This window comes from Pseudomonas sp. B16(2017) (assembly GCF_002113205.1).
GTDB lineage: Bacteria > Pseudomonadota > Gammaproteobacteria > Pseudomonadales > Pseudomonadaceae > Aquipseudomonas > Aquipseudomonas pharyngis.
In genome coordinates, this window is record NZ_NEKA01000027.1 from 1 (window position 1) to 24,242 (window position 24,242).

Genomic DNA, 24,242 nt, shown 5'->3' on the forward strand with positions numbered 1-24,242 from the left:
CCACCACCCCGGACGGCGGCATCCCCGCCACCAGCGCCAGGCCGATGGAAATCAGGGTGATGACAATGAACGGATTGAGCCGGTAACGGGCGATCAGAACGATCAGGGCGATGATGGCAACGGCAGCGTACACCAGCAGCCAATAGCCGAAGGACGGTGTCATGCGGTACTCCTCGAAAGGGTCACGTTCGAATGGGTTGTGAAACTCATAAATCATTTCGAGATCGAGTTTTCAAACGAAGTGAAAGTAATTTTCGTGGAGGGATAAGGCTTGTCGTTTTTGGATATGTCTTGTCGCGAATAATGAAAATCGCGGGGTGGGATTTTCATGACCCGGCTGAAGGTTTCGCCCAGACCACAAGGTTTTCAACATCAGTCCAGGCGCTATACTCGGCAGACGCTTTCTATAGAGTTCCTGCCATGACTGCTCCGCGCCGCCGCCCCAAAAAGCTCACTGCCGAAGCGTTGATACGCGCGATTGCCAGTTCGACAGCCATCGAAACGGGTCAGAGCGTTGAATCGATTGAACGCAAGCTGAAGCTCAAGGACAGCAAGTTTCTGCATCTTTCTCTGGCCGAATAGAGTCGTCATTCAGTTTCTGAAAAAGTGGCGAATTCACTCAATCTCGGCGCCAAGACAAATCCAAAAACACAAACGGCTGCCCAAAGGCAGCCGTTCACAGGTTAGTCGCAAAGCCCTCTCGGGTTTAATCAACCCTCACACCATTTCGTTACGAATCCATTCAACCACCGACGTGCGCTTCGGCGTCCAGCCGAGCAGTTCGCGGGCATGTTTGCCGCGTACGCGGCTGTTCGAGCCGAGGCCGTAGTTGGCCATTTCGTAGCCCCACTCGGCTTCGGCATCTTTCAGTGGCCAGTCTTGTGGCTCGCCGAGGTTCAGGGCCTGGGCCATGGCGGTGGTCATGTCGATGAACGACGCTTCGCCGCTTTCGACGAAGTAGAAGGTGCCCGGTACGTTTTTGGTCAGGGCCAGCAGGTACAGCGCCACGACATCTTCGATGTGCACGTTGGACCAGATGTTCTGACCGGTGCCGACGTGACGAACCACGCCGCTTTTACGTGCCTGTTTCAGCAGGCGCGGCAGTTGCACGCTGTCGCGATTGACGCCCAGGCTGTGGCCGTAAATCAGGGTGTTGCAGATGACGGCCGAGTTCACGCCGTCCTGCGCTGCGGCGAGGACCAGATTGTCGATAGCCACGCGTGCGGCCTTGTCGACGGTCGGCTCCGGCAGGTTGTCTTCGAAGTAGATGACGTCGCTGGATTTGCCGCCGGACGCATCGCCGACGATGCTCGAACCGCTGGTGTGCAGGAACACTTTGTTCGAGCCGCGCAGGGCATCGAGCAGGGCTTCGACCGCACCGCGATGGTCGCTGCTGGCGGCGTTGATCACGGCGTCGGCGGCGCGGGCCTGTTCGGCCAGCAGTGTCTTGTCGTCGAGGGTGCCGATTACCGGGGTGATGCCCAGCGCTTTCAGCTCACTGGCCTGTTCGGCGCTGCGCACCAGACCGGTGACGGTGTGGCCGGCCTGGACCAGACCGGTGGCGATGGAGCCGCCGATAAAACCGGCAGCGCCGGTGACGAATACGTTCATGGAGAAACTCCCTGCGTGAGTAAGTGATGGAGCGAGTATCGACCGGCGAGTCCTGTGGAAAAACCCGCCCAAAACCAAATCACTGTTGCGCAGGGATCACGAATCAGCCCTTGAAATCAGCGCTGGCGTAAGCCGCCAGTTTGCTCTGGATGAAGTCCAGGAAGCACTGGATGCGCAGCGCCAGCTGCGAGTTGCGGTAGTACACCGCGTTGATCGGCTGGCGATAACCGCTGTTGAATTCCGCCAGCAACACCTTGAGGCGTCCGGCGCGAATGTCGTCGATGGTCATGAAGTGCGAGAGGCAGGCAATGCCCTGGCCTTCCAGCGCGAGATGGCGAACCGTCTCGCCGCTGGAGGCGCTGATTGCCGGGGTGATCGGCCAACGGTCGCCGTGCACGTAACGCAGCGGCCACTGGTTGAGGCCTTCGTTCTGGGTGAAGCCAAGCAAGGTGTGCTCGCTCAGATCGGCCACTTCGCGCGGCGCACCGTGTTTTTCCACATACGCTGGACTGGCGACGATCAGCAGCGGACTGCAACCCAGCGAGCGGGCATGCAACGTCGAATCGGCGAGGGTGCCGATGCGGATAGCAACGTCGGTGCTTTGTTCCAGCAGGTCAATGATCAGGTCATTGCTGTTGAGTTCGAGCTGGATGTCCGGGTACAGCCGGCGGAATTCGTCGATGTACGGCACGACGGCGTGGAGCATGAACGGCGACGCGGCGTTGATCCGCAGCCGTCCTGATGGCGTCTGCTGGCGCGAAGACAGGCGCTCTTCGAGCTGGTCCATCTGGTCGAGGATCAGCTTGGCCTGTTCGAAGAAGTACTTGCCCTCCTCGGTCAGGTCCATGCGCCGAGTGGTGCGGTTGATCAGCGTGGTGTCGAGCTTGGCTTCCAGTCGCGACAGCGTGCGGCTGACCGCCGACGGCGTCTGTCCGACCTGCTCGGCGGCGGCGGAAATCGAACCGCATTCGATCACGCAGACGAAAATCTGCAACTCATCGGATCTGGCTTTCACGGGTGTCCTCGAATCGAAAGGCCTGCTGCGCAAGCTCAGGCCTTCGATAGTAGCCGAGCGTCAGGCCTTGAGGCCAAACACCTCGGTCAGATGCTGCTCGTAACGCGCCACGTCGGCCTCGATGTTAGGGCGCTTCATCACGTCCACACAGAGGAACGTCGGCAGGCCGGTCATGCCGAGGAATTCGTTGGCCTTGTGGAACGGGAAGTACACGGCGTCCACGCCTTTGGCTTCGAAGAAATCGGTCGGGTCATCGAACGCCTGCTGCGGTGCGTTCCAGGTCAGCGACAGCATGTACTGCTTGCCCTGGATCAGACCGCCGCTGCCGTACTTCTGCGACGCGTCGGAACGGGTGCGGCCATCGCTGGCGTAGAGGCTGCCGTGGCCTTCGGTGAAGACTTCGTCGATGTACTTTTTCACGGTCCACGGTGCGCCCATCCACCAGCCCGGCATCTGATAAATGATCACGTCGGCCCAGAGGAATTTGGCCACTTCTTCGGCGACGTCGTAACCCTCGTCGATGAAGGTGGTCTTGACGTCGAGACCGCCACGATCCAGCACGCTCAACGCCGCTTCGTGCAGGGTGGTGTTGTAGCGACCGTCGGAGTGGGCGAATTTTTTACCGCCATTGAGCAACAGCACTTTTTTCATGGGAGAGCCTCGATCGGATTCCGATGCGCAGCGCAGAGCGCTGGATGGAGAAGGGGAAAAATGCAATGGCGGCAGATTAGCGATCCGCCTCGCGCGGAATAAGCACCGACGGCGCAAAAATCATTTGAGTAAAACGCACGAATCGATTGCCGATTGTTGCCGTAGGATTGGCCGCCATCTGAATCTGAGGAGTTTTTTGCGATGAGCGAACGCCAGGGTTTCATCCTGCACGCCAAGACCCGCCCGGAAAAAGCCGAGGCTTTCGAAGCGTTTTTCCGCGCCTACGTCGAGCCGAGCCGCGCCGAACCCGGCTGCATCGAGTACCACATGCTGCGCGACAAGGAAGACCCGACCCTGTTCATCTTCTACGAGATCTGGGAAAGCCAGGCGCATCTGGACGTGCACTCGAACCTGCCGCACATGCAGCAGTTCCTGGCCCAGCGCATGGAATACCTGGAGCGGGATTTCGATATCCGCCCGATTGAAATGCTCAGCCCGTCGTCCGCTAACCGCTGATCAGCAGATGGGCGCCGAGCGCGCCCAGACCGATGAAGAACACCCGCTTGAACAGACTGGCACTGATGCGCTGGCGCAGCCATTGGCCGAGCCACATGCCGAGGACAGCGGGGATCAGCGCCAGCAGCGAAGCACTCAGTTCCGTGCCGCCGAGCGACCCGCGCCAGAGCAATCCGCCGGCCAGCGCCAGGGTCGATACGGTGAAGGACAGCCCCAGCGCCTGCACCAGTTCATCACGGCTCAAGCCCAGGGCCTGCATGTACGGGACGACGGGAATCACGAACACCCCCGTCGCCGAAGTGATGACGCCGGTGATCACGCCACACAGCGGCCCCAGCCATGGTTCATGGCGGCGACTGACACTCAGCGTCGGCAGGAACAATCCGCTCAACGCATAGAGCAATAGCGCCGCGCCAAGTCCGCGCACCACCCAATGCCCGCCTGCCATGCCGATCCACAAGGTGCCGATGGCCGTGCCGAGGAAGATCGCCAGCAGCATCGGCCACAGCCGTTTCACCAGCCCCTGCAAATGTCCGCCGAACGCCAGTTGCCAGACGTTGGTGAGGGTTGCCGGAATGATCAGCAACGCCGCAGCCTGCGACGGTGCCATAGCCAGACCGAGCAGCCCCATGGCGACGGTGGGCAGGCCGAGGCCGATCACGCCCTTGATCATCCCGGCGACGACGAAGGTCGCCATCACCAGCAATGACAGGGTCAGACCGAGGTTTTGATAGAAGTCTGCGAGTGCGTTCATGGCTACACTTTGCGCTTGCGCGGATCAACTGAAAATCTGTCATACACTGAGGCAGCCTCTATCTATACAAGAGGCTAGTAGATTTTTTTGCGGCCACTGCCCTCTTCGCGGGCAAGCCCGCTCCCACAATGTTTGTGTTGTACGCAGAACTTGTGTTCGACATCGGACCTGTGGGAGCGGGCTTGCCCGCGAAGGCGTCGGGCATGACAACATTGATATTGAGGCTGTCCGATGCACTTCGACCTCACCGACCTGCGCCTGTACCTGCACATCCTCGACAGCGGCAACATCACCGCCGGCGCCGCTCGCAGTCATCTGTCGCTGGCGGCGGCCAGTGCGCGGATCCGGGCGATGGAAGCGTCGTTGGGCACCGAGTTTCTTGAGCGCGGGCGCCGTGGTGTCACGCCGACGCCGGCCGGCAAAGCCCTGGCGCAACATGCGCGGGTGATGCTGCAACAGGCTGAACGTCTGCAACAGGATCTGGCCGAATATGCCCGCGGCGTCAGAGGCCAGGTGCGCCTGCTGTGCAACACCACGGCGCTCAGCGAATACCTGCCGGAGGTGCTGGCGGATTTCCTGCGGGAGCATCCCAATCTCGACATCGATCTACAGGAGCTGCCCAGCGCTCGCATCACCCATACCTTGCGTCAGGGCGCGGCGGATCTGGGCATTGTGTCCGACGCGATCGACACCACCGACTTGCAGACCCGAGCCTTTTGCGACGATCCGCTGGTGCTGATTCTGCCTTTGGAACATCCACTGTCTGACGCAACTGAAGTCAGTTTCAGCGACGCTCTGCGCCATGACTTCGTCGGGCTGCAGGCCGACAGCGCTTTGGCGATTTACCTGGAAGAGCAGGCGCTGCACAGCGGCTCGCGGATGCAGATCCGCATCCGTGCCGATGGCTTCGACGGGGTGATGCGCATGGTGGCCCGAGGTGCCGGTCTGGGTATCGTGCCGCTGGCGGCGGTTCAGCGCGCCGCGCCGCAAGCCTTCAAGACCCTGCCGATGAGTGAAGGCTGGGCCAGGCGCAAACTGTTGCTGTGTGCCCGCGACATCGCCGCGTTGCCGCCCTATGCCACAGCCTTGTTGCAAGCCTTGGCACTCCCGTAAACATGTTTTTTTCATCGGCAAAATAAGCACAAGGAATAGCTTGCAAGGTACGGATACATACGTACTATATCGCCAGAGCGAACGTGTTGCCCGATACCCGTTTTCGCACAACGACAACGGACAAGGAAGAACGGATCGGCTCCATTAAACCTACATGGAATGAGGTGACGCGATGGTTGATTCAACGGAGTTTCGTAATGCAATGGCGATGCTGGGGAGTGCCGTCACCATCGTCACGACCGATGGCCCTGCGGGGCGTTTCGGCTTTACCGCCTCGGCGGTGTGCAGCGTGACGGATTCACCGCCGACGCTGCTGGTGTGCGTCAATCGCTCGTCGTCCAATCACGAGCATTTCAAGACCAATGGCGTGCTGTGTGTGAACGTCCTGACCGGCGACCACCAGTCGACGTCCGGCGCATTCGCCAATCGGCAGTTGAGCATGCAGGAGCGTTTTTCCAGCGTGAACTGCCAGACCCTCAAGACCGGTTCGCCGGTGATCGAGGAGGCGCTGGTCAGCCTCGATTGCCGGGTCAGCAAGGTCGACGAGGTCGGCACTCACAGCATCTTCTACTGTGAAATTCTCGAGCTGCAGCAACACAGCGAGGCCACGGAAGGCCTGGTCTATTTCAACCGCAGTTACTACCGTCTGAACGACGAACTGCGCCTGGCACCCGAGCAGTGATCCAGACACCCGCCGGCCTCGACTGACGCCGGCCGGCGGGTCATGACAGGGATGTAACCATGCTATTCAATGAAGACAACTTCGCGGATATCGACCTGAACCTGATCATCATTTTCCTGGTGCTGTTCCGCGAACGCAGCGTGTCCCGCACGGCCGAACGTCTGCACGTCAAACAACCCGCCATCAGCGGATCGCTGGCACGGCTGCGCAAGCGGTTCGATGATCCGTTGTTTCTGCGCTCGTCGAGAACCATGCGCCCGACCTCGAAAGCCGAGCAACTGGCGCAAGCGCTGACGCCGGCCATCAAGCAAATCGAAGCGGTGATCCGGCTCTGAAAAACCGGCGAAAAAAAACCTGCGGGGGTTCGCTTCCGCAGGTTTCAATTCATCAGGCCGACTTGAGCGCCTGAGCGTACTCGACCCGAGCCCAGAACGCTGGCAGGAAGCACTCGCTGACCAGCAGCGCCGAACCATTGCGGGTGAAACGCGAACGCCGGGCCAACAGACGTTCGGCTTGCGGCGCGTAGCGATAGGACAGCGCGGCCAACGGCGCACCGGGCGGCAGCAAGGCACATTGGAAGGGTTCGCGCAGGATCTGCTCCGAGGTGTAGAGAATCTCGGCCAGCGGTCGACGGCCGTAGCCGTTCAGCTCCGCCCAGTCGCCATTCAGCGCCGGCACGCTGGTCAGGCTGCGCGCCGTGACACATGCCTCGCCATCGAGCTTCATCACCACCTCACGCACCCAGCCAATGGTGTTTGGCGGCACGTTCAGCGCTTGCGCTTCTTCAGGATTGAGCGGGCCATGGGACTGCTCGACGACTTCAATTGAATAATCGCCCATGGCTTTCAGACGTGGGGTCAATGCCCCGGGCAAAAACAGCCAGTGATGCTCGGAGCCGGTCAATTCCGACAGCGGTCGCGATGACCAGTAATGACTTGTATCCATACCCGCTCACACCTTCCTGGTGATGGTGAATTGTTGGTTGCCGTGGAAGGCCAACCCTTCACCGGCGGTGTCTGTCACTCGGCTCCGACTTCTTCGGTCACTTCGTGTTTGCTGATGACGCTGATGGTCTGTTCATCGGTCTTGACCGCCGACAGCAGCGAGTCGAGCAGGCCCGGAAAACGCACGTCCATGTCTTCACGACGCAGGGACAGCAGGTTTTCCCGACCGTAAGGGCGCTGCCAAATCAGACCGCTGTCACGCAGAACCCGCCAGTGGTGGGTCATGGTCGACTTCGATGCACCCTTGAGGATCCGGCCGCACGGATGTTCCTGGCCATCGGCCAATACTTTCAACACGGTCAGGCGCAGCGGGCTTCCCAATGCGGACAGCACATTTTCCAGAAGGATCTGATCCTGATTGGGATGATTCGGGACGTTCATAGGTAGGTACCCTTGATGATATAGGCGGGAAAAATCCGTCTTGTATTCGTCTATACGAGAACAGTAAGACTATACACAAGATGTTTTTTCCCCGCGACAGCCGCCCCAGAGGCGGCGTCCCGCAAAACAACTACAAATCGCTGCTCTGCGCGGTCTCCAGCGCAGGCGCCTGGAACCCGCCGCCCAGCGCTGCCATCAACGAAACCGAGCTGTCGATGTGCTTGCTGTTGAGGAAGGCCAGGCGCATTTCGTCCTGAATCAATTGTTGCTCGATGTTAAGCGCATCGAGGAACGTGTCCTCCCCGGCCTTGTAGCGCGACTGCGACAGATCGTAGGACGACTGGGCAATCGCACAGGCATCGCGCTGCACGACGATCTGCTGCTCGAACGAACGCAACTGCGTCACCGAAATCGCCACCTCGTGCAGAGCCGAATTCAGCACCCGGTTGTACTGCGCGATGGAGCTGTCGAGTTCGGCATTGCCTGCCTTCAGATCCGAGCGCAGACGCCCGGCATCGAAGATCGGCAGCGACACCGTTGGCGCCACGTTCCAGAACTTGCTGACCCCGGCGAACAGCGCATCACCGGTCAATGCATGGGACCCCGCCGCCGCCACCAGATTGATGTTCGGGTAGAACGTGGTCTTCACCGCCTCGACGTTTTTAGTCTCGGCCTCCACGCGCCAACGTGCGGCGACGATGTCCGGACGACGACCCAATAGTTGAGCCGGCAACTGCGCCGGCAAGGCCACCACACTGGCTTGCAGATTCGATGGGCGCTCGAGCGTGTGCGCACGATCGACACCCTTGCCGATCAGCGCCGACAACTGCAGGCGGGCGATTTCGATGTCTTCGTTGGCGCCGATCAGCGTCGATTCCGAACGCGCCTTGAGGCTCTGCACCTGCTTGAGTTGCGACAGGTTGTCGAGGCCCGAGCCGTAACGTGAATCCGTCAGGTCCACCAGTTTGCTCAAGCGTTCGAGATCCCGTTGATTGAGCTCCGAGACCTGCCACGCATACGCCAACTGGTTGTAAGCCTTGACCACGTTGACCGCGAGAATCAGCCGCGACGATTGCAGGTCGACTTCCGCCGCTCGTGCGCTGTTGAGCGCCGATTCCCACGCGGCGCGCTGGCCGCCCCAGAGGTCGAAGGTGTAGCTGAAATTGACCGCCAGATTGCGTGCGGTGAAGTACTTGTGGCCCTCGCCGCTGTAGTCCTCGAAGCGCGACAGCCGACCGCGAGTGACACCCGCCGATGCGTCCATTTCCGGGTAACGCTCGGCGTCGCGCAGGTCGAGAAATGCGTTGGCCTTCGCGACCCGGGCAGCGACTTCCTGCAAGTCCGGGTTGCTGGCATACGCCTCTTCGATCAGAGCACCCAGACGTGGGTCGCCCAGCGATGTCCACCAGTCCGCACGCGGCCATTGGGCCGGCGGCAGTTTGTCTTTCAGGCTGTCGGACGGCGCATCGCCGACCGCCAGCAATTTGCCCTGATGATCGATCCCGGCGTAGTTCACACAACCGGCCGCCAACAGGATGGACGCCGCCAGCGGCGCCAGCATCAAACGTGTAATCGAATGCATGTCACGTCCTCACAGGATGGGTTGCGGCACGCCGGCCGGCTCGGCTTCGGGTGCGTGGCTCGGTTGCTTGATCGAACTGAGCAGCGTGTACACCGACGGCAGAATGAACAGGGTGAACAAGGTGCCGATCAGCATCCCCACCACAATCACCAGGCCCAGGCCGAAGCGGCTGTTGGCGCCGGCACCGCTGGCGAACAACAGCGGCGCGAGGCCGACCACCATGGCAGCGGTGGTCATCAGGATCGGCCGCAGCCGCACCTGCGCGGCGTGCTGGATCGCTTGCACGCGGTCCATGCCTTGCTGGCGCTGCAACTCGTTGGCGAACGCGACCATCAGGATCCCGTGCTTACTGATCAGACCGATCAGCGTGATCAGGCCGATCTGGGTGTAGATGTTCATCGACGTCATGCCCAGCGCCAGCGGCACCAGGGCCCCGCAGATCGACAACGGCACGCTGATCAGGATGATGAACGGATCGCGGAAGCTCTCGTATTGCACGCTCAGCACCAGATAGATGATCACCAGGGCCAGGCCGAAGGTGAACGCCAGGCTGTTGCCTTCCTGCACGTATTGGCGGGCGTCGGACTGCCAGTCGAAACTGAAGCCGGCGGGGAAACCTTCCGATTGTTTTTGCAGGAAGCCCACCGCATCACCCAGGGTCACGCCCGGCGCCGGAATGGCCTGGAACGTGGCGGAGTTCTGCTGGTTGAACTGGGTCAGGCGATTCGGCTCGACCTTGACGCTGAGAGTGGCCAGTGTCGACAGCGGCACCGGATTGCCCTTCTGGTCCTTCACGTAATACAGCTTCAGGGTTTCCGGAGTCAGGCGATCCGCCGACACCGACTGCGGGATCACGTCGTAGGAGCGACCATGGAACGAGAACCGGTTGACGTACTTCTCACCGATCAGGCTGTTCAGCGTTTCGCCGATGTCCTGCATGCGGATGCCCAAGGCGTTGGCCTTGGCCCGGTCGACCTGGATTTCCACCACCGGATTGTTGAAGTCCAGATCACTGTCGACCACCGCGAACAGACCGCTGGCCTGCGCGGCTTGCTTGAGCTGATCCATCACGTTGTACAGCGCCAGGTATTCCTGATCGCTGCGGATCACCATCTGCACCGGCAGGCCACCGGTGGAGCCCGGCAGCGGCGGCATCTGGAACACGAAAATGCTCGTGCCTTCGATCTGGTTCACCCGCGCCTGCAAGTCAGGCTGGATGGTGTTGGCATCGCGACCGCGTTTTTCCCAGTCCACCAGGTTGATCCCGCCGACACTGTTGGACAGACCGTCGGAACCGTTCGCCACCCAGTTGCTGTAACCCTCGGGGATTTCGTTGAAAGTCTTGTACAACTCGTGGGCGTAGGCCTCGAGGTAATTCAGGTTGGCGTGCTGCGGCGCCTTGATCGCGGTCAGCAGGATGTTCTGGTCTTCCAGCGGCGCCAGTTCGGTCTGCGCCGAGCGATAGAGGAACGGCAGGCTGAAGAAGATCACCAGCGCCACGCTCAGGCTGATCCAGCGCCGCGCCAGCGAACCGCCAAGCAGCGCGCCATAACGACGGGACAGGTACTGGAAGAATCGATCTGCCTTGACCGCCATGAAACCTTCGCTGGTTTTCGCGTCCAGCAGACGGGTACTCATGATCGGCGACAGGGTCAGCGCGACGATGCCGGAAATCACCACGGCACCGGCCAGGGTCAGTGCGAATTCCTTGAACAGCGTGCCGGTGAGGCCGCCCATCAAGCCAATTGGCGCGTACACCGCCGCCAGGGTGAAGGTCATCGCCACCACCGGACCCGCCACTTCACGGGCGCCGATCAGCGCCGCCTCGAACGGGCTCTTGCCCTCTTCAATGTGACGGTGGACGTTCTCCACCACGACGATGGCGTCGTCCACCACCAACCCGATGGCCAAAACCATCGCCAGCAAGGTCAGCAGGTTGAGGCTGAAGCCAAACATCTGCATCAGCATCGCCGCGCCGAGCATCGACAGCGGAATCGTCACCAGCGGAATCAGCACAGTGCGGAACGTGCCCAGGCACAGGTAAATCACCAGCACCACGATCACCAGCGCTTCGAGCAGGGTGTAGCTCACCTCGTCGATCGACGACTGAATGAAGTGCGCCACTTCGAACGGGATCTGCACGGTCACGCCCGGTGGCAGGGTTTCCTGGATCTGCGGCAGCAATTCGCGCACGCGTTTGACGATCACCAGCGGGTTGCCGGTCGGTGCGGCGTCCAGGCCAAGGAACAGCGCCGGTACGTCGCTCATCGCGCCGCTGGTGTCGGTGGAGGCTGCGTTCAACTCCACGGTGCCGACGTCACGCACACGGATGATGTGGCCGTTGTCGTTGCGCAGCACCATGTCGCGGAAATCTTCGACGCTGTTCAGGTCAGTGTTGACCCGCAGGTTGCTGACCACGTACAGGCCTTTGACCTGACCGGGAGCCGCCTGGAAGTTGTTGCCCTCGATGGCCGCCGACACGTCCTGCCCGGTCATGCCGTAACCGGCCAGACGCTGCGGGTCGAGCCACAGGCGCATGGACAGTTTCTGCTCGCCCATGATGTTGATCTTGGCCACGCCTTCGATGCCGGCGAACATCGGCTCGACGACGCGGGAGATGTAGTCGGACATCTCCGGAATGGTCAGGTTGGAGCTGGCGAACGCGACGTAGGCCACGCTGGTGAAGCCGCCGGACGTGCGTTCCACCACCGGGTCGTACGCGTCCTTCGGCAAGCGGTATTTGATCTGGTTGACCTTGGCCATGACCTCGGTCAGCGCCGCGATGGAGTCACTGTTGAGTGCCATGCGGATCGTCACCTGGCTGCGGCCCTGGGTCGAGGCCGACGACAGATAGTCGATGCCCTCGACCGAGGCCACGGCCTGGCTGATCGGCTGCGTGACGAAGCCTTGCATCAGTTCCGAAGAGGCGCCGGGATATTGGGTCGTAACCGTGATGGTCGACGTTTCCAGCATCGGGTACTGGCGGATCGGCAGGTTCATCAGCGCGCGCACCCCGAACAGCAGGATCAGCGTGCTGACCACCACGGCCAGCACCGGGCGGCGAAGAAAGAGGTCGGTGAAATTCATTTTTCCAGCCCACTGAGTTTAAGAGCAATCGTGTCCGGGACACCTTCCACCGCCACGCCGTCGTGGAGCTTGAGCTGGCCGGACGTCACCACTTGCACGCCTTCGGTCAGGCCCTTGTCGACCACCGCCCAGCCATCGCGGCGCTCGCCGACCTTGATGCTTTCACGCTTGACCTTCTGCACGCCGGCCTCGTCGGTGTAGACCGAGAACACGCTTTCGCCGTAGGCGTTGTAGGTGATCGCGGTTTCCGGAATCAGCAGCTCGGCGGTCTGCGGCAGGGTCACCGAGACCCGTGCGTACATGCCGGGACGCAGGCGTTTTTGCGTGTCGGTGATGACCGCTTGAACGTTGATGGTGTGGGACTGGTTGATCTGCGGATCGACCGCGACGATCTTGCCGGCGAAGGTCACATCACCCCAGGCATCGACCTTGGCCTGCACGGTCTGGCCCAGTTGCACTTGCGAGCCATCGCGCTCGGCGAGGGTGAAGTTGACGCGCAGCACGCCCGGATCGGTCAGGGTTGCCACCGCGCTGCCGGCCTGCAGGTATTGGCCCAGGTGCGCCTGGCGAATGCCGAGGGTGCCGGCGAACGGCGCGCGGATATGGCGTTGAGCGATCTGCGCCTGCATGCGCTCCATGTCGCCTTTGGCCGCGTCGTATTGAGCGCGGGCACTGTCGAAGGCGCGACGACTTTCGGCGCCGGTCTTGGCCAGTTCCTGGACCCGGGCGAACTGGGCCTTGGCCGATTCGTACTCGCCTTTCAGGCGCACCAGTTCGCCTTGCTCCGGCGCGTCGTTGAGCTTGAGCAGCACTTGCCCCGCCTTCACTTCATCGCCGGACTCGAAATCGATGTCCACCACTTTGCCGCTGACTTCAGCCGACACCAGCACCTGACGCTGGGCTTCGAGTTTGCCGATGGCCTCGAGGTAGTAGTTGTAAGGCTGCTTTTTGACCACGGCCAGACCGACCCGGGTGCTGGGGATCCGTTGCTCGGCCGCCGCCGGTGGCGGCGACCAGAAACGCCAGCCCAGTGCAGCGGACAACACCACCACAAGAACAATAAAGATCAGCGACTTGATAATGTTTCGAGCAAGCATGTGGCACTCCCTTGACTCTTTGCTGCGAGCACAAAAGTTTGAGTTTTAAGAAAATAAAGGTGCAACTAAAGACGGGCGCGTTATCGATCCCTGTGAACTTTCACTTGTAAACGCGCCCGCTTTATTTATCCGCTGTTACGCCGCGGCCAGTACGTTGGTTTTATCCAGGTAGTACTTGCCGATACCGTGCAAGTTCAAAGGCGACAACGTGAAGTGCTTCGAACCGGTGTGAATATCGCGGAAGCAACGCTCCAGGAAGTGCGACTTGTAGACGGCTTTGGAACCGGCCATCGAGTAGATCTGGTTGACCGCATTGACCGAGTTTTCGGTCAGCACCGAGGCTGCCAGGCCGACGCGGGCGCTGACCGGTTCGCCGACGGTTTCACCACGGTTGATCACCTGATGGATCGCATCCTCCAGCAGCAGTTGTGCGGTATGCACCGAGGAGATGGCGCGACCGGTCTTCTCGAAGATCACCCCTTCCAGGCCCGGGTCGGTGTTCACGGCGCGGTCATTGCGGAAATGATCGACCGCAGCCCGGGCCACGCCGAGCACGGTGGACATCGCCGCCAGGGTGCCGAACTCGTAGTAACCGGTGGCGTAGGCCCGGGAGCTGCGCGCTTCGGGGGATTGCTTGAGGGTTTCGACATCCAGCGAGAAAGACTTGTGGACGATCACGTTGGAGCACTGGAAGTGATGGCTGCCGGTGCCGCGCATGCCCAGGGTGTCCCAGGTCGGCAGGATGGTGCATTGGCTGGCGGGGACGAAAAACATCCGCACTTCAGGGGTGGTGTTGTTTTCGGTGCCTTTGACGGTGGCGGTGCAGACCAGCCAGTCGGCGTGGGCCGAGCCGCTGGCGAACGCCCATTTGCCGCTCAGCAGGTACTCGTCGCCCATCGGCAGCGCTTCGCCACCGGAGTGGATGGCGCCGATCACGAAGCCGTCGCAGTGGTTGTAGATCGCTTCGGAGGTGGCTTCCGGCAGGTAGTCCGACAGGCGCCCCATCGCCACTTGCACCGCCAGCTGCCAGGACAGCGAGGCGTCAAAACGGGCGAACTCCAGCAGCAGGGCCGAGGTGGTCTGGATATCGACCTGGGACCCGCCGAACGCCTTGGACACCGAGGTCCGGCCAAAACCTTCCTTGAAGAATCGGGACATCACATCCTTGTGCGTCGCATTGGTCTGCTCGCTGTAATCGCGGTGCTGAATAATCAGCGGATTCAGTGCACGCACCTTCTCGAGCCATTCATTGGATTCGGAGGGAAGGCTGTTCCATTGCATTAGATTTTTCATAACGGCTCCTAGCTATTATTTATTTACGATCAGCAGACGAAAAAACAGACAGAACTTTTATTGTTGTTAAACCCCGATAAAAATGTACGTCTACAGTCGTACATTTGACAAGCACTATTATCAGACTTCTTTCATTTCCCAATAAAAGAGCAATCACTGTCCGACAATTACGCAAGGCGCAAGAGGCCAACGTAACTTGCGTACAAGTTACGTTGCTTGAAACTTTTGGATTACTTCACGCCGGCGCGCCGGTCACTGACTTTCGACAGTGAGGCCCAGTCCTGATCGGCCTGACCATGGGCCATGCCGTCCAGCAGGTTGTCCTTCAACACGCTGGCAAACGGCAGCGGCACCTGCGCCGCTTCACCGGCTTCCAGCGCCAGGCGGACATCCTTGAGGCCCAACGACAATTTGAAACCGGCCGGCTCGAATGTTTCATCGACCATCAGCTTGCCGTAGCCCTGATAGACCGGCACGGCAAACAGGGTCGAGGTGATCATCTCGATGAACGCCTCGCGACTGATACCGTAGCCGCCGGCCAGGGTCGAGGCTTCGGCCATGGATTCGATTGCCGAGGCGATCATCAGGTTGGCCGACAGTTTGGCAGCGCAGGCCACCTCGGCCATGTCGCCGAGCCTCCAGGTCTTGCGCCCCAGCACATCGAACAACGGCTGTACCCGAGCCAGTGCTTCGGCGGGCCCGGAGGCGAGAATGTTCAGATTGCCGGCAGCCGCCACATCGACCCGCCCCAACACCGGTGCCGACACGTAACCGACGCCACGCGCTGCGTGCACGGCCGCCAGTTCCCTGGCCAGCGCCACGGACACCGTGGACATGTTGACGTGCACGCTGCCGGCCCGCAGACCGTCCAGCGCCTTGGCGTCGAAGAACACCGAGCGGATTGCCGTGTCATCGCCGAGCATCGAGATCAGCACCTCGGCCTGGGCCGCCAGCGCCGGTGTCTCGACAGCTTCGGCGCCGGCCGCGGCCAGTGCCTCCAGCGGTGCCGTCGAACGATTCCACACGCGGACCCGATGCCCGGCTTTCAGCAGGTTCAGCACCATCGGTGCGCCCATCGTGCCCAGACCGATAAATCCCAGTTCCATGTCGCGTTCCTCTCTCGATGAGGTGTTCAAAGCCGTTCAGACGATGATGCAGAATTGCGATTGTACGTGTACAGGCGTACATTTCAAGTGCCGCGACGATTCATTCTTCGCGGCGAGGGTTTCAAACACACCTTTACCCAAGGCAAGGAGGCTTTATGCAATTCGGGATCTACACCGTTGGCGACGTCACACAAGACCCTACCAACGCCCGTACCCCCAGCGAATCCGAGCGCATCCAGGCCACCCTGCAAATTGCGCAGAAGGCCGAAGACATCGGACTGGACGTGTTCGCCACCGGCGAGCACCACAATCCTCCGTTCATCACCTCCTCTCCCACCACGCTGCTGGCCTACATCGCCGCCAAGACCCAACGCATCATTCTCTCGACGTCCACCACCCTGATCAGCACCAACGATCCGGTGCGCCTTGCCGAAGAATATTCGCTGCTGCAAAACCTCTGCGGCGGCCGCATGGACCTGATGCTCGGCCGGGGCAACACCGCACCGGTCTATCCCTGGTTCGGCAAAAGCATCGCCGACGGCCTGCCATTGGCGATGGAGAACTATCGCCTGCTGCATCGTCTCTGGCGCGAAGAAGACCTCAACTGGAGCGGACGCTTTCGCACTCCGCTGAAAAACTTCACCTCGATCCCCAGGCCCCTCGATGACCTGCCGCCCTTCGTCTGGCACGGCTCGATCCGCACCCCGGAAATCGCCGAACAGGCCGCCTATTACGGCGACGGTTTTTTCGCCAGCCACATCCTCTGGCCCCGTGAGCATTTCATGGCGCTGGTCGAGTTCTACCGCGCGCGGTTTGCCCATTACGGTCACGGCACGCCGGAGCAGGCGATCGTCGGTCTCGGCGGGCATATTTTCATGCGCCGCAACTCGCAGGATGCGCGCCGTGAATTCCGTCCCTACTTCGACAACGCCCCGGTGTACGGCCACGGCCCGTCCCTCGAAGAGTTCATGGAAATGACTCCGCTGGCCGTCGGCAGCCCTCAGGAAATCATCGACAAGACCCTGACCTTCCGCGAGTACTTCGGCGACTACCAGCGCCAGCTGTTCCTGTTCGACCATGGCGGCATTCCGCTGAAAACCGTGCTGGAACAACTCGACATGTTCGGCAAGGAAGTCTTGCCGGTGCTGCGTGAAGAAACCCGCAAACGCCGTTCGCCGCTGGCGGCCGAAGCGCCGACGCACGCCAATCGCCTGGCCCGTTTGCAAACCCCGTCGGCCGATCCACGCGCCACGGTCAAAGCTGCCCAACTCGACAGCGTGACCGGCCACTGACCCTGTGGGAGCGGGCTTGCCCGCGAAGAGGACGGCACATTCAACAATATCGTTGACTGGAAGTCCGCTTTCGCGAGCAAGCCCGCTCCCACACTGGATCAGGCAGCGCCTTTCAACGGGCGCTGCGCATCCATCGCCACCACCACGTCATTGTGGATCAAACGGGCCAGATACTGACCGTAACCGGTCTTGCTCATGCTGCCCGCATGCACCAGCAACTGCGCGTCGTCGATCCAGCCCTTGTGGTAGGCGATTTCTTCGAGGCAGGCGATTTTCAGGCCCTGGCGTTTCTCGATGGCCTGGACGAAATTGCCGGCCTCCATCAACGCATCGTGGGTGCCGGTATCCAGCCACGCCATGCCACGCCCCATCACCGACACGTTCAATTTGCCGCGTTGCAGATAGACGTTGTTGACGTCGGTGATCTCCAGCTCGCCGCGCGGCGACGGCTTGATGTCGGCGGCAATCTGCAGCACTTCGTTGTCGTAGAAATACAGGCCGGTGACGGCGTAGTTGGACTTTGGATCGCTCGGTTTTTCGCAGATGCTCAGGGCCTTGCCGGCAGCATCGAATTCCACCACGCCAAAGCGCTCGGGATCGGCCACGTAGTAACCGAACACCGTCGCACCCTCATCACGCGCCGCCGCTTGCAGCAGGGTTTCACCGAAGCCGGCACCGTAGAAAATGTTGTCGCCGAGCACCAGGCAGACGTTGTCTTCACCGACGAATTCACGACCGATGATGAACGCCTGGGCGAGGCCGTCCGGGCTCGGTTGCACCGCGTAGCTCAGGCTCAGGCCCAACTGACTGCCGTCGCCGAGCATGCGCTGAAAGCCCGGCAGATCTTCCGGGGTGGAGATGATCAGGATCTCGCGGATTTCCGCCAGCATCAGCACCGACAGCGGGTAGTAGATCATCGGTTTGTCATACACCGGCAGTGACTGTTTCGAGACGCCCAGGGTAATCGGGTGCAGACGCGAACCGGCGCCGCCCGCCAGCAGAATTCCTTTGTACTTGGCCATGCTTTTTTCCTTTCAAGCAGTGAGTTTTGAATGACTGAGTGTTCAGGCCACGAGGGCTTTGGCTTTGTCGCGTTGTTCGCCGAGGCGCTCCAGCGCGTAGGCACCGGACATCACCCGCACCCACCAGGCGCGGTTATCCAGATACCAGTCGACGGTTTTCTGCATGCCGCTTTCGAAGGTTTCCTGTGGCGTCCAGCCCAGCGTCGCGTGGATTTTTCCGGCATCGACGGCATAGCGTTTGTCGTGGCCCGGACGATCCTTGACGAAGGTGATCAGGTCGCGGAAGTGCGCAACGCCTGCCGGCTTCTCCGCACCGCGTGCTTCCAGCAAATCGCACAGGGTGTGCACCACTTGCAGGTTGGTCTTCTCGTTGTGGCCGCCGATGTTGTAGCTCTGCCCGACCTCACCGCGAGTGACCACCGCATACAGGGCGCGGGCGTGATCCTCGACGAACAGCCAGTCGCGAATCTGCGCGCCATCGCCGTACACCGGCAACGGCTTGCCTTGCAGCGCATTGAGAATGACGTGGGGAATCAGTTTTTCCGGGAAGTGATAAGGCCCGTAATTGTTCGAGCAATTGCTCATCACCACCGGCAGGCCGAAAGTGCGATGCCAGGCGCGGACCAGATGATCGGAACCGGCCTTGGTTGCCGAGTACGGCGAACTCGGCGCATACGGCGTGCGCTCGGTGAATGCCGGATCTTCGGGTTCCAGGTCGCCGTAAACTTCGTCGGTAGAAATATGATGGAAACGGAACGCCGCCTGACGCGCCGCATCCAGTCGGTTCCAGTAACCACGCGCCGCTTCGAGCATCGTGTAGGTGCCGACAATATTGGTTTCGATGAAGGCTTGCGGGCCATCGATCGAGCGGTCCACGTGGGACTCGGCGGCCAAATGCATCACCGCATCCGGTTGCAGCCGTGCGAACAGCTCGTCCAGCGCCGGCTTGTCGCAGATGTCGACCTGGCAGAAACGGTAACGCGGCGAATCGGACACATCGGCCAGCGATTCCAGGTTGCCGGCGTAGGTCAGTTTGTCGACGTTGATCACTTCACATTCGGTCTCTTCGATCAGAAACCGCACCACGGCCGAGCCAATGAAGCCCGCGCCCCCTGTCACTAAAATTTTCATCAGCGCCTCCCCTGGCAAAATGATGATTGAACGTCCTTCGATGCTGTGTGCGGATCAGTTCAACAACGCGACCCAGTATGGCGACAGCCCTTGCTCGAGAATCAGCAGCGTCTGGATGCAGACGAAGCTTTCGTCGGTGGTCGCCGAGGTCGCGTTGAGCGGGCCGAATCCACCGTCCTGCTTCTGATGGGCCGCGATCCAGTCTTTCGATTCCTGCAGATACGTCGGCTGCGCGTCGAGCAGATACATCGCTGCGATGGCCATGTAAGTGCCCACCAGACTGACCGCTTTGCCCGGCCGGTAATGGAACGAGCCATTGGCCAGTTGCAGCTTTTGCAGCCAGGCGACGGTCTGTTCGGCATCGACGATGCGTCGGTTGAGAATGAACAGCGTCGACACCACGCGGTACACCGAAAACGCGTCCGGCGGATAACCCGGCTTGTTGGCGAAACCGCCATCGGCCGAGCGGCAGCGCAAGGCGAACGCCATCACGCCCTGCTCGTCCGGCGCCTTGGCTTCAAGGGCGTGCAGCGACAGCACCGCCAGGTTGGTGTGCCAGATGTCCGAGCCAAAACCCGGCACATCGCCGAACCCGCCATCGGGGTTCTGGCACGCTTGCAGGTAACGCACGCAACCGCCGATATCGTTCGGCAACGCGCCCAGCACTCGCAGCGACAACACCGCGCAGTAGGTGGCGAACACATCGCTCAGATGCCCCGGTTGCTCGGCAAATCCACCGTCGGTGTTTTGCGAAGCCCTGATGCAATCGATCAGGCTGGCCTTGTTTTCGATTTGCAGACCCAGCGCGTGCAAGTCCGAAATCACATGCAGCCCGGAAAAAACCTGCCAGGTCTTGTCGGCACGGAAACCCAGCGGCGCGGTTTCGGCGGTCAGCCCGTAGGGCGTTTCATTCGACGCCCGGGCCTTGGCCAGCCACGCCAGATAACGCTGCAGATCGACCTTGATGGTCGGCACGCCATTCGGGTGAATGCGCTGCACATCACCACCGCCATCGATCACTTGCAGCTCACGGTTTACCAGCGCCGCATCGTCATGATGAGTGACGGCAGCGGCCGGCTCGATGGACTGCAAGGCGTGGGCGGCGGCGAGCTGGGTTTTCAGGCTTTTCAGGTGCAACGGCAGGTACGTCAGGTTGCCGATACTGAAGATCCCCGGCTGACGCGGCGGCGCCCAGAACTGCCGAATGAACGGCACGGTCGGGTCATCCGGGGTCGACCAGAAGTAGCCCTTGCCCATGAACAGCCCACCATTACGGGTGTCATGGAATTCCAGCAACGCTGCCGTCACCGAAGCCCGATCCGCTTCGCTCGCGCCGGACGGCAAGGCCTGAATCGCCTGCAACAGCAACGCCACGTCGTAGGCGGTCTTGATCGGGAATGGCGACTCGTGATTTTTGTACGAGGTGTGCCAGTCGCAACGCACTTTGCCGTTGATCCCGACCCGATCCCAATACCCGCCGTACGCCGGATCGCGGAACAGCGCCAGGGTTTGTAGCAGGAACGAACGGGCCAGATTCGACAACGCATTGTCGTCCCGCGCATCAGCCAGTTGCGCCAGCACCAGGCTGACCTGCGCACGCACGCCGCAACGGGTCAGCGCCACATCGACACAGGATTGGCTGTCGCTGCCGGCCACCCGGTCGATCAGGTTCTCTGCATGAATCTGCAAGTGCCCGACCAACCCCAGCCCCAACGGCTGATTGTCGATACGCGCGAGCAAGGCCGTGGCGCTGATGTCGAGATCGATCGAGGTCGCCAGCTCCAGCGGCGTCGACCAGTCGCTGCTGTACAGACCGGCGACGGTGGAACGGGCGTAGAGCGCTTCGACCTTTTCCAGCAGGCCGTGGATCGCGGCCTTGTTCGCCGCGTCCTGCGGCACCCGACGCTGATAGGCAATCAATGCTGCCAGTGCGTCCAGTTGCAATGCCAGCGTGCGGCAGCGTCCGGAGCCGTGCGGCGTCCAGTAGCGGTCGGCCAGTTCGAGGAAACCGCCATTCGACGCATCATGCAAACGCATCAGCCCGTCATGGGCAAAACGCAGTTCGACATCGTCGCCGTGCTCGGCCTGATAAAGCGTCGCGGCGACCTGATCCTGCAATTGCTTGTCGCTGGAAATCGCGACCTCGCCACTGGCATCGGTCACGGCGAAAAAGCCGCCGTGGTCGATGTCCTTGAGGCCTTGATCAAATAGAAACTGCGGATGCAGTGACATGGTGAATCCCTCTTCCTTGAGGTTAAGCAGCTTTGCTTTCGGCCAGCGACACAACGCTGCCCTGGCACAACTCGATGATGCGCGTCGCGGCGCGGGCGGCACCTTCGCCATCCGGCGCGGCCACTTGCTGATGCGGCGCGTAGTAGGTCGAAGCATTGGTGTCTTTTTCCAGTTCGCCCTGGATCAGTTCGACGATCGCATCGCGGTCGTGGCCCAGATGCGTCGGGAAACCCAGCAGCTCCAGACGGCGCAGCGCCTCGAGTTCGTGGTACTCGGATTTGGACGGCAGCACGAACAGTGTCGGAATCTGCAGTGCGGCGATTTCCGTCACGGTGATCCAGCCCGGCGCCGAAATCAGCAGGCTGGCTTCGCGCAGCAGGCCCATCCAGTCCGGGTAGTACGGCACGCAGACGACGCCGTCCTGAGCCTGGATATCCTGACGGCCCAGCAACACCAGTTTCAGCTGCGGATTGCGCTCGCGCAGGATCTTGAAGCTGTCGAGGTAGGCGGCGAGCAGCGCGTCCTTGTTCTGCGCAAACATCGTGGTGCCGCTGATCGAAGCCACAATGAACGGCGCGTCGCCAAGGTTCAGTTGCTCGCGCACGTTCAAACCAGTCTGCACATTGATGTCGCGGATCATCGGGCCGACGAAATGCGCTTTGCCGCTGACCAGCGCTTCGGCCACCGGTGTGCCCTGATCGAGAGAGGCCACATACGGTTTGTCGGTCAGCACCAGTTGGCTCTGATTGATCATCCAGTTGAACTGGCTGTGCAGCGCGGTGCGGGCCCGGGCCATTTCCAGCGCATTGACCTCGAAACCGCCGTCGGCCAGATCAAGGTCTTCGAGCTGGCACAGGGTGAAGTCGTAGCGCTCGGTGACGAACACCAGCGGCGTGCCGCTGAAAATCGCCGCCAGGCAGGCGGCCATGTTGTAGTCCGACACCAAGGCGGTCGGTTTGTACTCGGCGATCAGGGCCAGGTAAGACAGAATCCGCTCGCCGGACAAGAAGGTATTGGCGATATAACCGCCAATGTAATTATTCCAGTCGAGTTCTTTCGACAAGTTGCTTTTTTTCGAGTAATCGACCAAACGGCCGGCAATATCCACAACTTCAACGCCGGACTTTTCAAACATCGGCGTAAAGGTCGGCTGCAGGGAAGCCAGTGCCACGGTCAATGGCATGTCCGGGCGCTGCTTTTTAATCGCCTGAGCGATGGACAGCGCGCGCATGTTGTGACCGGAACCGGTTGGATTGGGGGCAAATAAAATCATTCTTGAATCTCCATTAGTTGAACAACGCCATGAACCACAGTGTTTTCCAATACATCCCTTATCACCACCGAATACGGTTTTATAACTGCACCGTCACCAATATTCAGTGGACCTACCAAGATGGCGCCCTCGCCAATAACGCAACGACTTCCAATGCGCACCGGTGCCTCCTCCCAAGGCAGTGAGCGAAAAGAATGATCATGGGTGGAGGCCACGATCGTGACCCCCTCGGACAACTCGCTGAAGGCACCGACGGATACGCCGCCGGCTGCTTCGATAACCACACCGGTCGCCAGTCGCACGCCGGTGCCCAATTCGATACCGCCCAGTTGCGACATGCCGCCCTGACGGTTGCTGCGCCCGATCAGGATGCAGTCCCGGGCGATTTCCACCGACGCTCCGCCGCGCAATTCGGCATCGATCAAGGCGTCGTCGCTGATGTCCCAGGTCTGGGTGTCGGGGTTCAGCGACTTGAGCCGCGCGACCGACTGCGTGGACCGATCGAGCATCGACGGCAAGCCCTGGCGCGCCCGGTCCCGGACTTTGGCCAGCACCGGTTCCGGGCTCGGCCGGCCGTCCTCGACCACAGTGCGCTGGGCAATGACCCGCGCCGGGCGACCGACGACGATTGCGTCCGGCGGCACATCCGCGGTCACCAATGCGCCAGCCGCCACCACGGCCCCGGCACCGATGGAAACACCGGCAGTCACGGTGGCCTTGGCGCCCACCCAGACATTTTCGGCAATCCGAACCGGCGACTGCGCCGTCCCCAGGCACTGGGCACCGGTGGCGAACATGCTGGACTTGCCGACGGACGCGTGCTGCAAATCGCATCTGAAACCGATGAAGCAGTCATCGCCGATCTGCACGTTTGTCAGGCGACTGCCGGCACGCACCCAGACGTGCCGGCCAAGCTCACTTGAACTATCAACAGTCGTCGAAACTTCAATTACGTTTATGTCGTCCACAATAAAGCCTCATTCCATTGATGCCGGGCACATAAAATTCCGATAGGCGTGCGTATCCCGCAGATATAAATCCGCCAGTGCACAAATAATTAATTAACTGTTCATTTAAGGCTTCAACTCAAAGCACGCGAGACATTGCGTCCGCGCCACTTATTAACTGTCCGGTTCATTCAACTGTCATTATTCATTAACAACAGATAGAAGTTCACACTTGAGCCAAAGGCCAAGTCAGTTGTCGAGATGAGAAAAAGCCGATTCAAGTCTGTCCGTGACTCAGATGAAGCTCCGTTTTGAGGAATAGTTCTTTAGTACGAATGTTATAGTACAGACGATTTTGTTTTGCAATAGGTGTCAGAATGGTTATCTCGTTTTAGTCTAAAAATTGATTGAACTTTTATGGTGCACGCTTGTACTAAAACCATCTGATATGCA

22 protein-coding genes and 1 pseudogene are annotated in these 24,242 nt (G+C 60.7%); 6 read left to right on the forward strand and 17 right to left on the reverse strand.

All coding sequences use genetic code 11. The features are described 5' to 3' along the window. A pseudogene (locus tag CAG25_RS27705) lies at positions 1 to 163 on the reverse strand (GntP family permease); the annotation flags it as partial. A 257-nt stretch (positions 164 to 420) separates the two neighbouring features. Between CAG25_RS27705 and CAG25_RS28715 the strand changes: the two are divergent. Then, the gene (locus tag CAG25_RS28715) at positions 421 to 582 is read left to right on the forward strand and encodes a hypothetical protein (RefSeq protein ID WP_178076178.1); all 162 of its coding nucleotides are present in this window, start codon (positions 421 to 423) and stop codon (positions 580 to 582) included. Between the two features lie 135 nt (positions 583 to 717). Here the strand turns inward: CAG25_RS28715 and CAG25_RS27710 are convergent, their stop codons facing one another. The 3 genes from CAG25_RS27710 to CAG25_RS27720 all read right to left on the reverse strand — a co-directional run bounded on the left by CAG25_RS27710 (position 718) and on the right by CAG25_RS27720 (position 3,277). Continuing rightward, on the reverse strand, positions 718 to 1,611 hold the full coding sequence (locus CAG25_RS27710; protein ID WP_085611264.1) for an NAD-dependent epimerase/dehydratase family protein: 894 nt from the start codon (positions 1,609 to 1,611) through the stop codon (positions 718 to 720). Between the two features lie 103 nt (positions 1,612 to 1,714). Beyond that, a complete protein-coding gene (locus CAG25_RS27715; RefSeq protein WP_064593308.1) occupies positions 1,715 to 2,626 on the reverse strand; it encodes a LysR family transcriptional regulator in 912 nt (303 codons plus the stop codon). A gap of 60 nt (positions 2,627 to 2,686) precedes the next feature. Next, positions 2,687 to 3,277, reverse strand: coding sequence for an NAD(P)H-dependent oxidoreductase (locus CAG25_RS27720; protein ID WP_085611263.1), 591 nt, complete (start codon positions 3,275 to 3,277; stop codon positions 2,687 to 2,689). Positions 3,278 to 3,478: 201 nt separating this feature from the next. Here CAG25_RS27720 and CAG25_RS27725 point away from each other — a divergent pair, with 201 nt between their 5' ends. After that, positions 3,479 to 3,793 (forward strand): putative quinol monooxygenase, encoded by a 315-nt coding sequence (locus CAG25_RS27725; protein ID WP_085611262.1) that lies wholly within the window; start codon positions 3,479 to 3,481, stop codon positions 3,791 to 3,793. Here the strand turns inward: CAG25_RS27725 and CAG25_RS27730 are convergent. Next, complete coding sequence (locus tag CAG25_RS27730; RefSeq protein WP_085611261.1) at positions 3,783 to 4,547, reverse strand: sulfite exporter TauE/SafE family protein; 765 nt, start codon at positions 4,545 to 4,547, stop codon at positions 3,783 to 3,785. The genes CAG25_RS27725 and CAG25_RS27730 overlap by 11 nt on opposite strands. A 231-nt stretch (positions 4,548 to 4,778) precedes the next feature. Between CAG25_RS27730 and CAG25_RS27735 the strand changes: the two genes are divergently transcribed. From CAG25_RS27735 to CAG25_RS27745, 3 genes are all read left to right on the forward strand, one after another. Continuing rightward, the gene (locus CAG25_RS27735) at positions 4,779 to 5,660 is read left to right on the forward strand and encodes a LysR family transcriptional regulator (protein WP_085611260.1); all 882 of its coding nucleotides are present in this window, start codon (positions 4,779 to 4,781) and stop codon (positions 5,658 to 5,660) included. A gap of 172 nt (positions 5,661 to 5,832) precedes the next feature. Further along, a complete protein-coding gene (locus CAG25_RS27740; RefSeq protein WP_007953834.1) occupies positions 5,833 to 6,342 on the forward strand; it encodes a flavin reductase in 510 nt (169 codons plus the stop codon). Between the two features lie 59 nt (positions 6,343 to 6,401). Then, entirely contained in the window at positions 6,402 to 6,677 is a 276-nt protein-coding gene (locus tag CAG25_RS27745; protein WP_007953837.1) for a LysR family transcriptional regulator, read from the forward strand. Between the two features lie 52 nt (positions 6,678 to 6,729). On the opposite strand, the gene CAG25_RS27750 is transcribed toward CAG25_RS27745, so the two are convergent. The 7 genes from CAG25_RS27750 to CAG25_RS27780 all read right to left on the reverse strand — a co-directional run bounded on the left by CAG25_RS27750 (position 6,730) and on the right by CAG25_RS27780 (position 15,922). Then, entirely contained in the window at positions 6,730 to 7,287 is a 558-nt protein-coding gene (locus CAG25_RS27750; protein ID WP_085611259.1) for a chorismate lyase, read from the reverse strand. 74 nt (positions 7,288 to 7,361) lie between these two features. Beyond that, positions 7,362 to 7,727, reverse strand: coding sequence for a helix-turn-helix transcriptional regulator (locus CAG25_RS27755; RefSeq protein ID WP_039772921.1), 366 nt, complete (start codon positions 7,725 to 7,727; stop codon positions 7,362 to 7,364). A gap of 130 nt (positions 7,728 to 7,857) precedes the next feature. Further along, positions 7,858 to 9,309, reverse strand: coding sequence for an efflux transporter outer membrane subunit (locus CAG25_RS27760; protein WP_085611258.1), 1,452 nt, complete (start codon positions 9,307 to 9,309; stop codon positions 7,858 to 7,860). A 9-nt stretch (positions 9,310 to 9,318) separates the two neighbouring features. Next, entirely contained in the window at positions 9,319 to 12,396 is a 3,078-nt protein-coding gene (locus CAG25_RS27765; RefSeq protein WP_011332346.1) for a MexW/MexI family multidrug efflux RND transporter permease subunit, read from the reverse strand. Next, positions 12,393 to 13,493 carry an efflux RND transporter periplasmic adaptor subunit gene (locus CAG25_RS27770; RefSeq protein WP_085611257.1) on the reverse strand — a complete coding sequence of 367 codons (1,101 nt, stop codon included), beginning with the start codon at positions 13,491 to 13,493 and terminating at the stop codon, positions 12,393 to 12,395. The genes CAG25_RS27765 and CAG25_RS27770 overlap by 4 nt, the downstream gene beginning before the upstream one ends. A gap of 135 nt (positions 13,494 to 13,628) precedes the next feature. Beyond that, positions 13,629 to 14,786 carry an oxidoreductase gene (locus CAG25_RS27775; RefSeq protein ID WP_085611256.1) on the reverse strand — a complete coding sequence of 386 codons (1,158 nt, stop codon included), beginning with the start codon at positions 14,784 to 14,786 and terminating at the stop codon, positions 13,629 to 13,631. Positions 14,787 to 15,016: 230 nt separating this feature from the next. After that, positions 15,017 to 15,922 carry an NAD(P)-dependent oxidoreductase gene (locus tag CAG25_RS27780; protein WP_256575332.1) on the reverse strand — a complete coding sequence of 302 codons (906 nt, stop codon included), beginning with the start codon at positions 15,920 to 15,922 and terminating at the stop codon, positions 15,017 to 15,019. A gap of 125 nt (positions 15,923 to 16,047) precedes the next feature. Here CAG25_RS27780 and CAG25_RS27785 point away from each other — a divergent pair, with 125 nt between their 5' ends. Then, positions 16,048 to 17,184, forward strand: coding sequence for an LLM class flavin-dependent oxidoreductase (locus CAG25_RS27785; RefSeq protein ID WP_039772929.1), 1,137 nt, complete (start codon positions 16,048 to 16,050; stop codon positions 17,182 to 17,184). 98 nt (positions 17,185 to 17,282) lie between these two features. Here the strand turns inward: CAG25_RS27785 and rfbA are convergent, their stop codons facing one another. From rfbA to CAG25_RS27810, 5 genes are read right to left on the reverse strand one after another with little or no spacing between them, the layout of a single operon-like run. Next, positions 17,283 to 18,206 (reverse strand): glucose-1-phosphate thymidylyltransferase RfbA, encoded by a 924-nt coding sequence (rfbA, locus tag CAG25_RS27790; RefSeq protein ID WP_085611254.1) that lies wholly within the window; start codon positions 18,204 to 18,206, stop codon positions 17,283 to 17,285. 42 nt (positions 18,207 to 18,248) lie between these two features. After that, positions 18,249 to 19,337: a dTDP-glucose 4,6-dehydratase gene (rfbB, locus tag CAG25_RS27795; RefSeq protein ID WP_085611253.1), complete on the reverse strand. Its 1,089-nt coding sequence runs from the start codon at positions 19,335 to 19,337 to the stop codon at positions 18,249 to 18,251. A 54-nt stretch (positions 19,338 to 19,391) separates the two neighbouring features. Further along, positions 19,392 to 21,569, reverse strand: a complete 2,178-nt coding sequence (locus CAG25_RS27800) for a prenyltransferase/squalene oxidase repeat-containing protein (RefSeq protein ID WP_085611252.1) — start codon at positions 21,567 to 21,569, stop codon at positions 19,392 to 19,394. Between the two features lie 22 nt (positions 21,570 to 21,591). After that, positions 21,592 to 22,842, reverse strand: a complete 1,251-nt coding sequence (locus CAG25_RS27805) for a hypothetical protein (RefSeq protein ID WP_085611251.1) — start codon at positions 22,840 to 22,842, stop codon at positions 21,592 to 21,594. Then, complete coding sequence (locus tag CAG25_RS27810) at positions 22,839 to 23,810, reverse strand: DapH/DapD/GlmU-related protein (protein WP_085611250.1); 972 nt, start codon at positions 23,808 to 23,810, stop codon at positions 22,839 to 22,841. The genes CAG25_RS27805 and CAG25_RS27810 overlap by 4 nt, the downstream gene beginning before the upstream one ends. Between the last annotated feature and the right edge of the window lie 432 nt (positions 23,811 to 24,242).

Excerpts from the sequence above, each read along its gene's own strand:
- CAG25_RS28715 (WP_178076178.1), top strand. The coding sequence starts at position 421 with ATGACTGCTCCGCGCCGCCGCCCCAAAAAGCTCACTGCCGAAGCGTTG.
- CAG25_RS27710 (WP_085611264.1), bottom strand. The coding sequence starts at position 1,611 with ATGAACGTATTCGTCACCGGCGCTGCCGGTTTTATCGGCGGCTCCATC.
- CAG25_RS27720 (WP_085611263.1), bottom strand. The coding sequence starts at position 3,277 with ATGAAAAAAGTGCTGTTGCTCAATGGCGGTAAAAAATTCGCCCACTCC.
- CAG25_RS27725 (WP_085611262.1), top strand. The coding sequence starts at position 3,479 with ATGAGCGAACGCCAGGGTTTCATCCTGCACGCCAAGACCCGCCCGGAA.
- CAG25_RS27730 (WP_085611261.1), bottom strand. The coding sequence starts at position 4,547 with ATGAACGCACTCGCAGACTTCTATCAAAACCTCGGTCTGACCCTGTCA.
- CAG25_RS27735 (WP_085611260.1), top strand. The coding sequence starts at position 4,779 with ATGCACTTCGACCTCACCGACCTGCGCCTGTACCTGCACATCCTCGAC.
- CAG25_RS27740 (WP_007953834.1), top strand. The coding sequence starts at position 5,833 with ATGGTTGATTCAACGGAGTTTCGTAATGCAATGGCGATGCTGGGGAGT.
- CAG25_RS27745 (WP_007953837.1), top strand. The coding sequence starts at position 6,402 with ATGCTATTCAATGAAGACAACTTCGCGGATATCGACCTGAACCTGATC.
- CAG25_RS27750 (WP_085611259.1), bottom strand. The coding sequence starts at position 7,287 with ATGGATACAAGTCATTACTGGTCATCGCGACCGCTGTCGGAATTGACC.
- CAG25_RS27755 (WP_039772921.1), bottom strand. The coding sequence starts at position 7,727 with ATGAACGTCCCGAATCATCCCAATCAGGATCAGATCCTTCTGGAAAAT.
- CAG25_RS27760 (WP_085611258.1), bottom strand. The coding sequence starts at position 9,309 with ATGCATTCGATTACACGTTTGATGCTGGCGCCGCTGGCGGCGTCCATC.
- CAG25_RS27765 (WP_011332346.1), bottom strand. The coding sequence starts at position 12,396 with ATGAATTTCACCGACCTCTTTCTTCGCCGCCCGGTGCTGGCCGTGGTG.
- CAG25_RS27770 (WP_085611257.1), bottom strand. The coding sequence starts at position 13,493 with ATGCTTGCTCGAAACATTATCAAGTCGCTGATCTTTATTGTTCTTGTG.
- CAG25_RS27775 (WP_085611256.1), bottom strand. The coding sequence starts at position 14,786 with ATGAAAAATCTAATGCAATGGAACAGCCTTCCCTCCGAATCCAATGAA.
- CAG25_RS27785 (WP_039772929.1), top strand. The coding sequence starts at position 16,048 with ATGCAATTCGGGATCTACACCGTTGGCGACGTCACACAAGACCCTACC.
- rfbA (WP_085611254.1), bottom strand. The coding sequence starts at position 18,206 with ATGGCCAAGTACAAAGGAATTCTGCTGGCGGGCGGCGCCGGTTCGCGT.
- rfbB (WP_085611253.1), bottom strand. The coding sequence starts at position 19,337 with ATGAAAATTTTAGTGACAGGGGGCGCGGGCTTCATTGGCTCGGCCGTG.
- CAG25_RS27800 (WP_085611252.1), bottom strand. The coding sequence starts at position 21,569 with ATGTCACTGCATCCGCAGTTTCTATTTGATCAAGGCCTCAAGGACATC.
- CAG25_RS27805 (WP_085611251.1), bottom strand. The coding sequence starts at position 22,842 with ATGATTTTATTTGCCCCCAATCCAACCGGTTCCGGTCACAACATGCGC.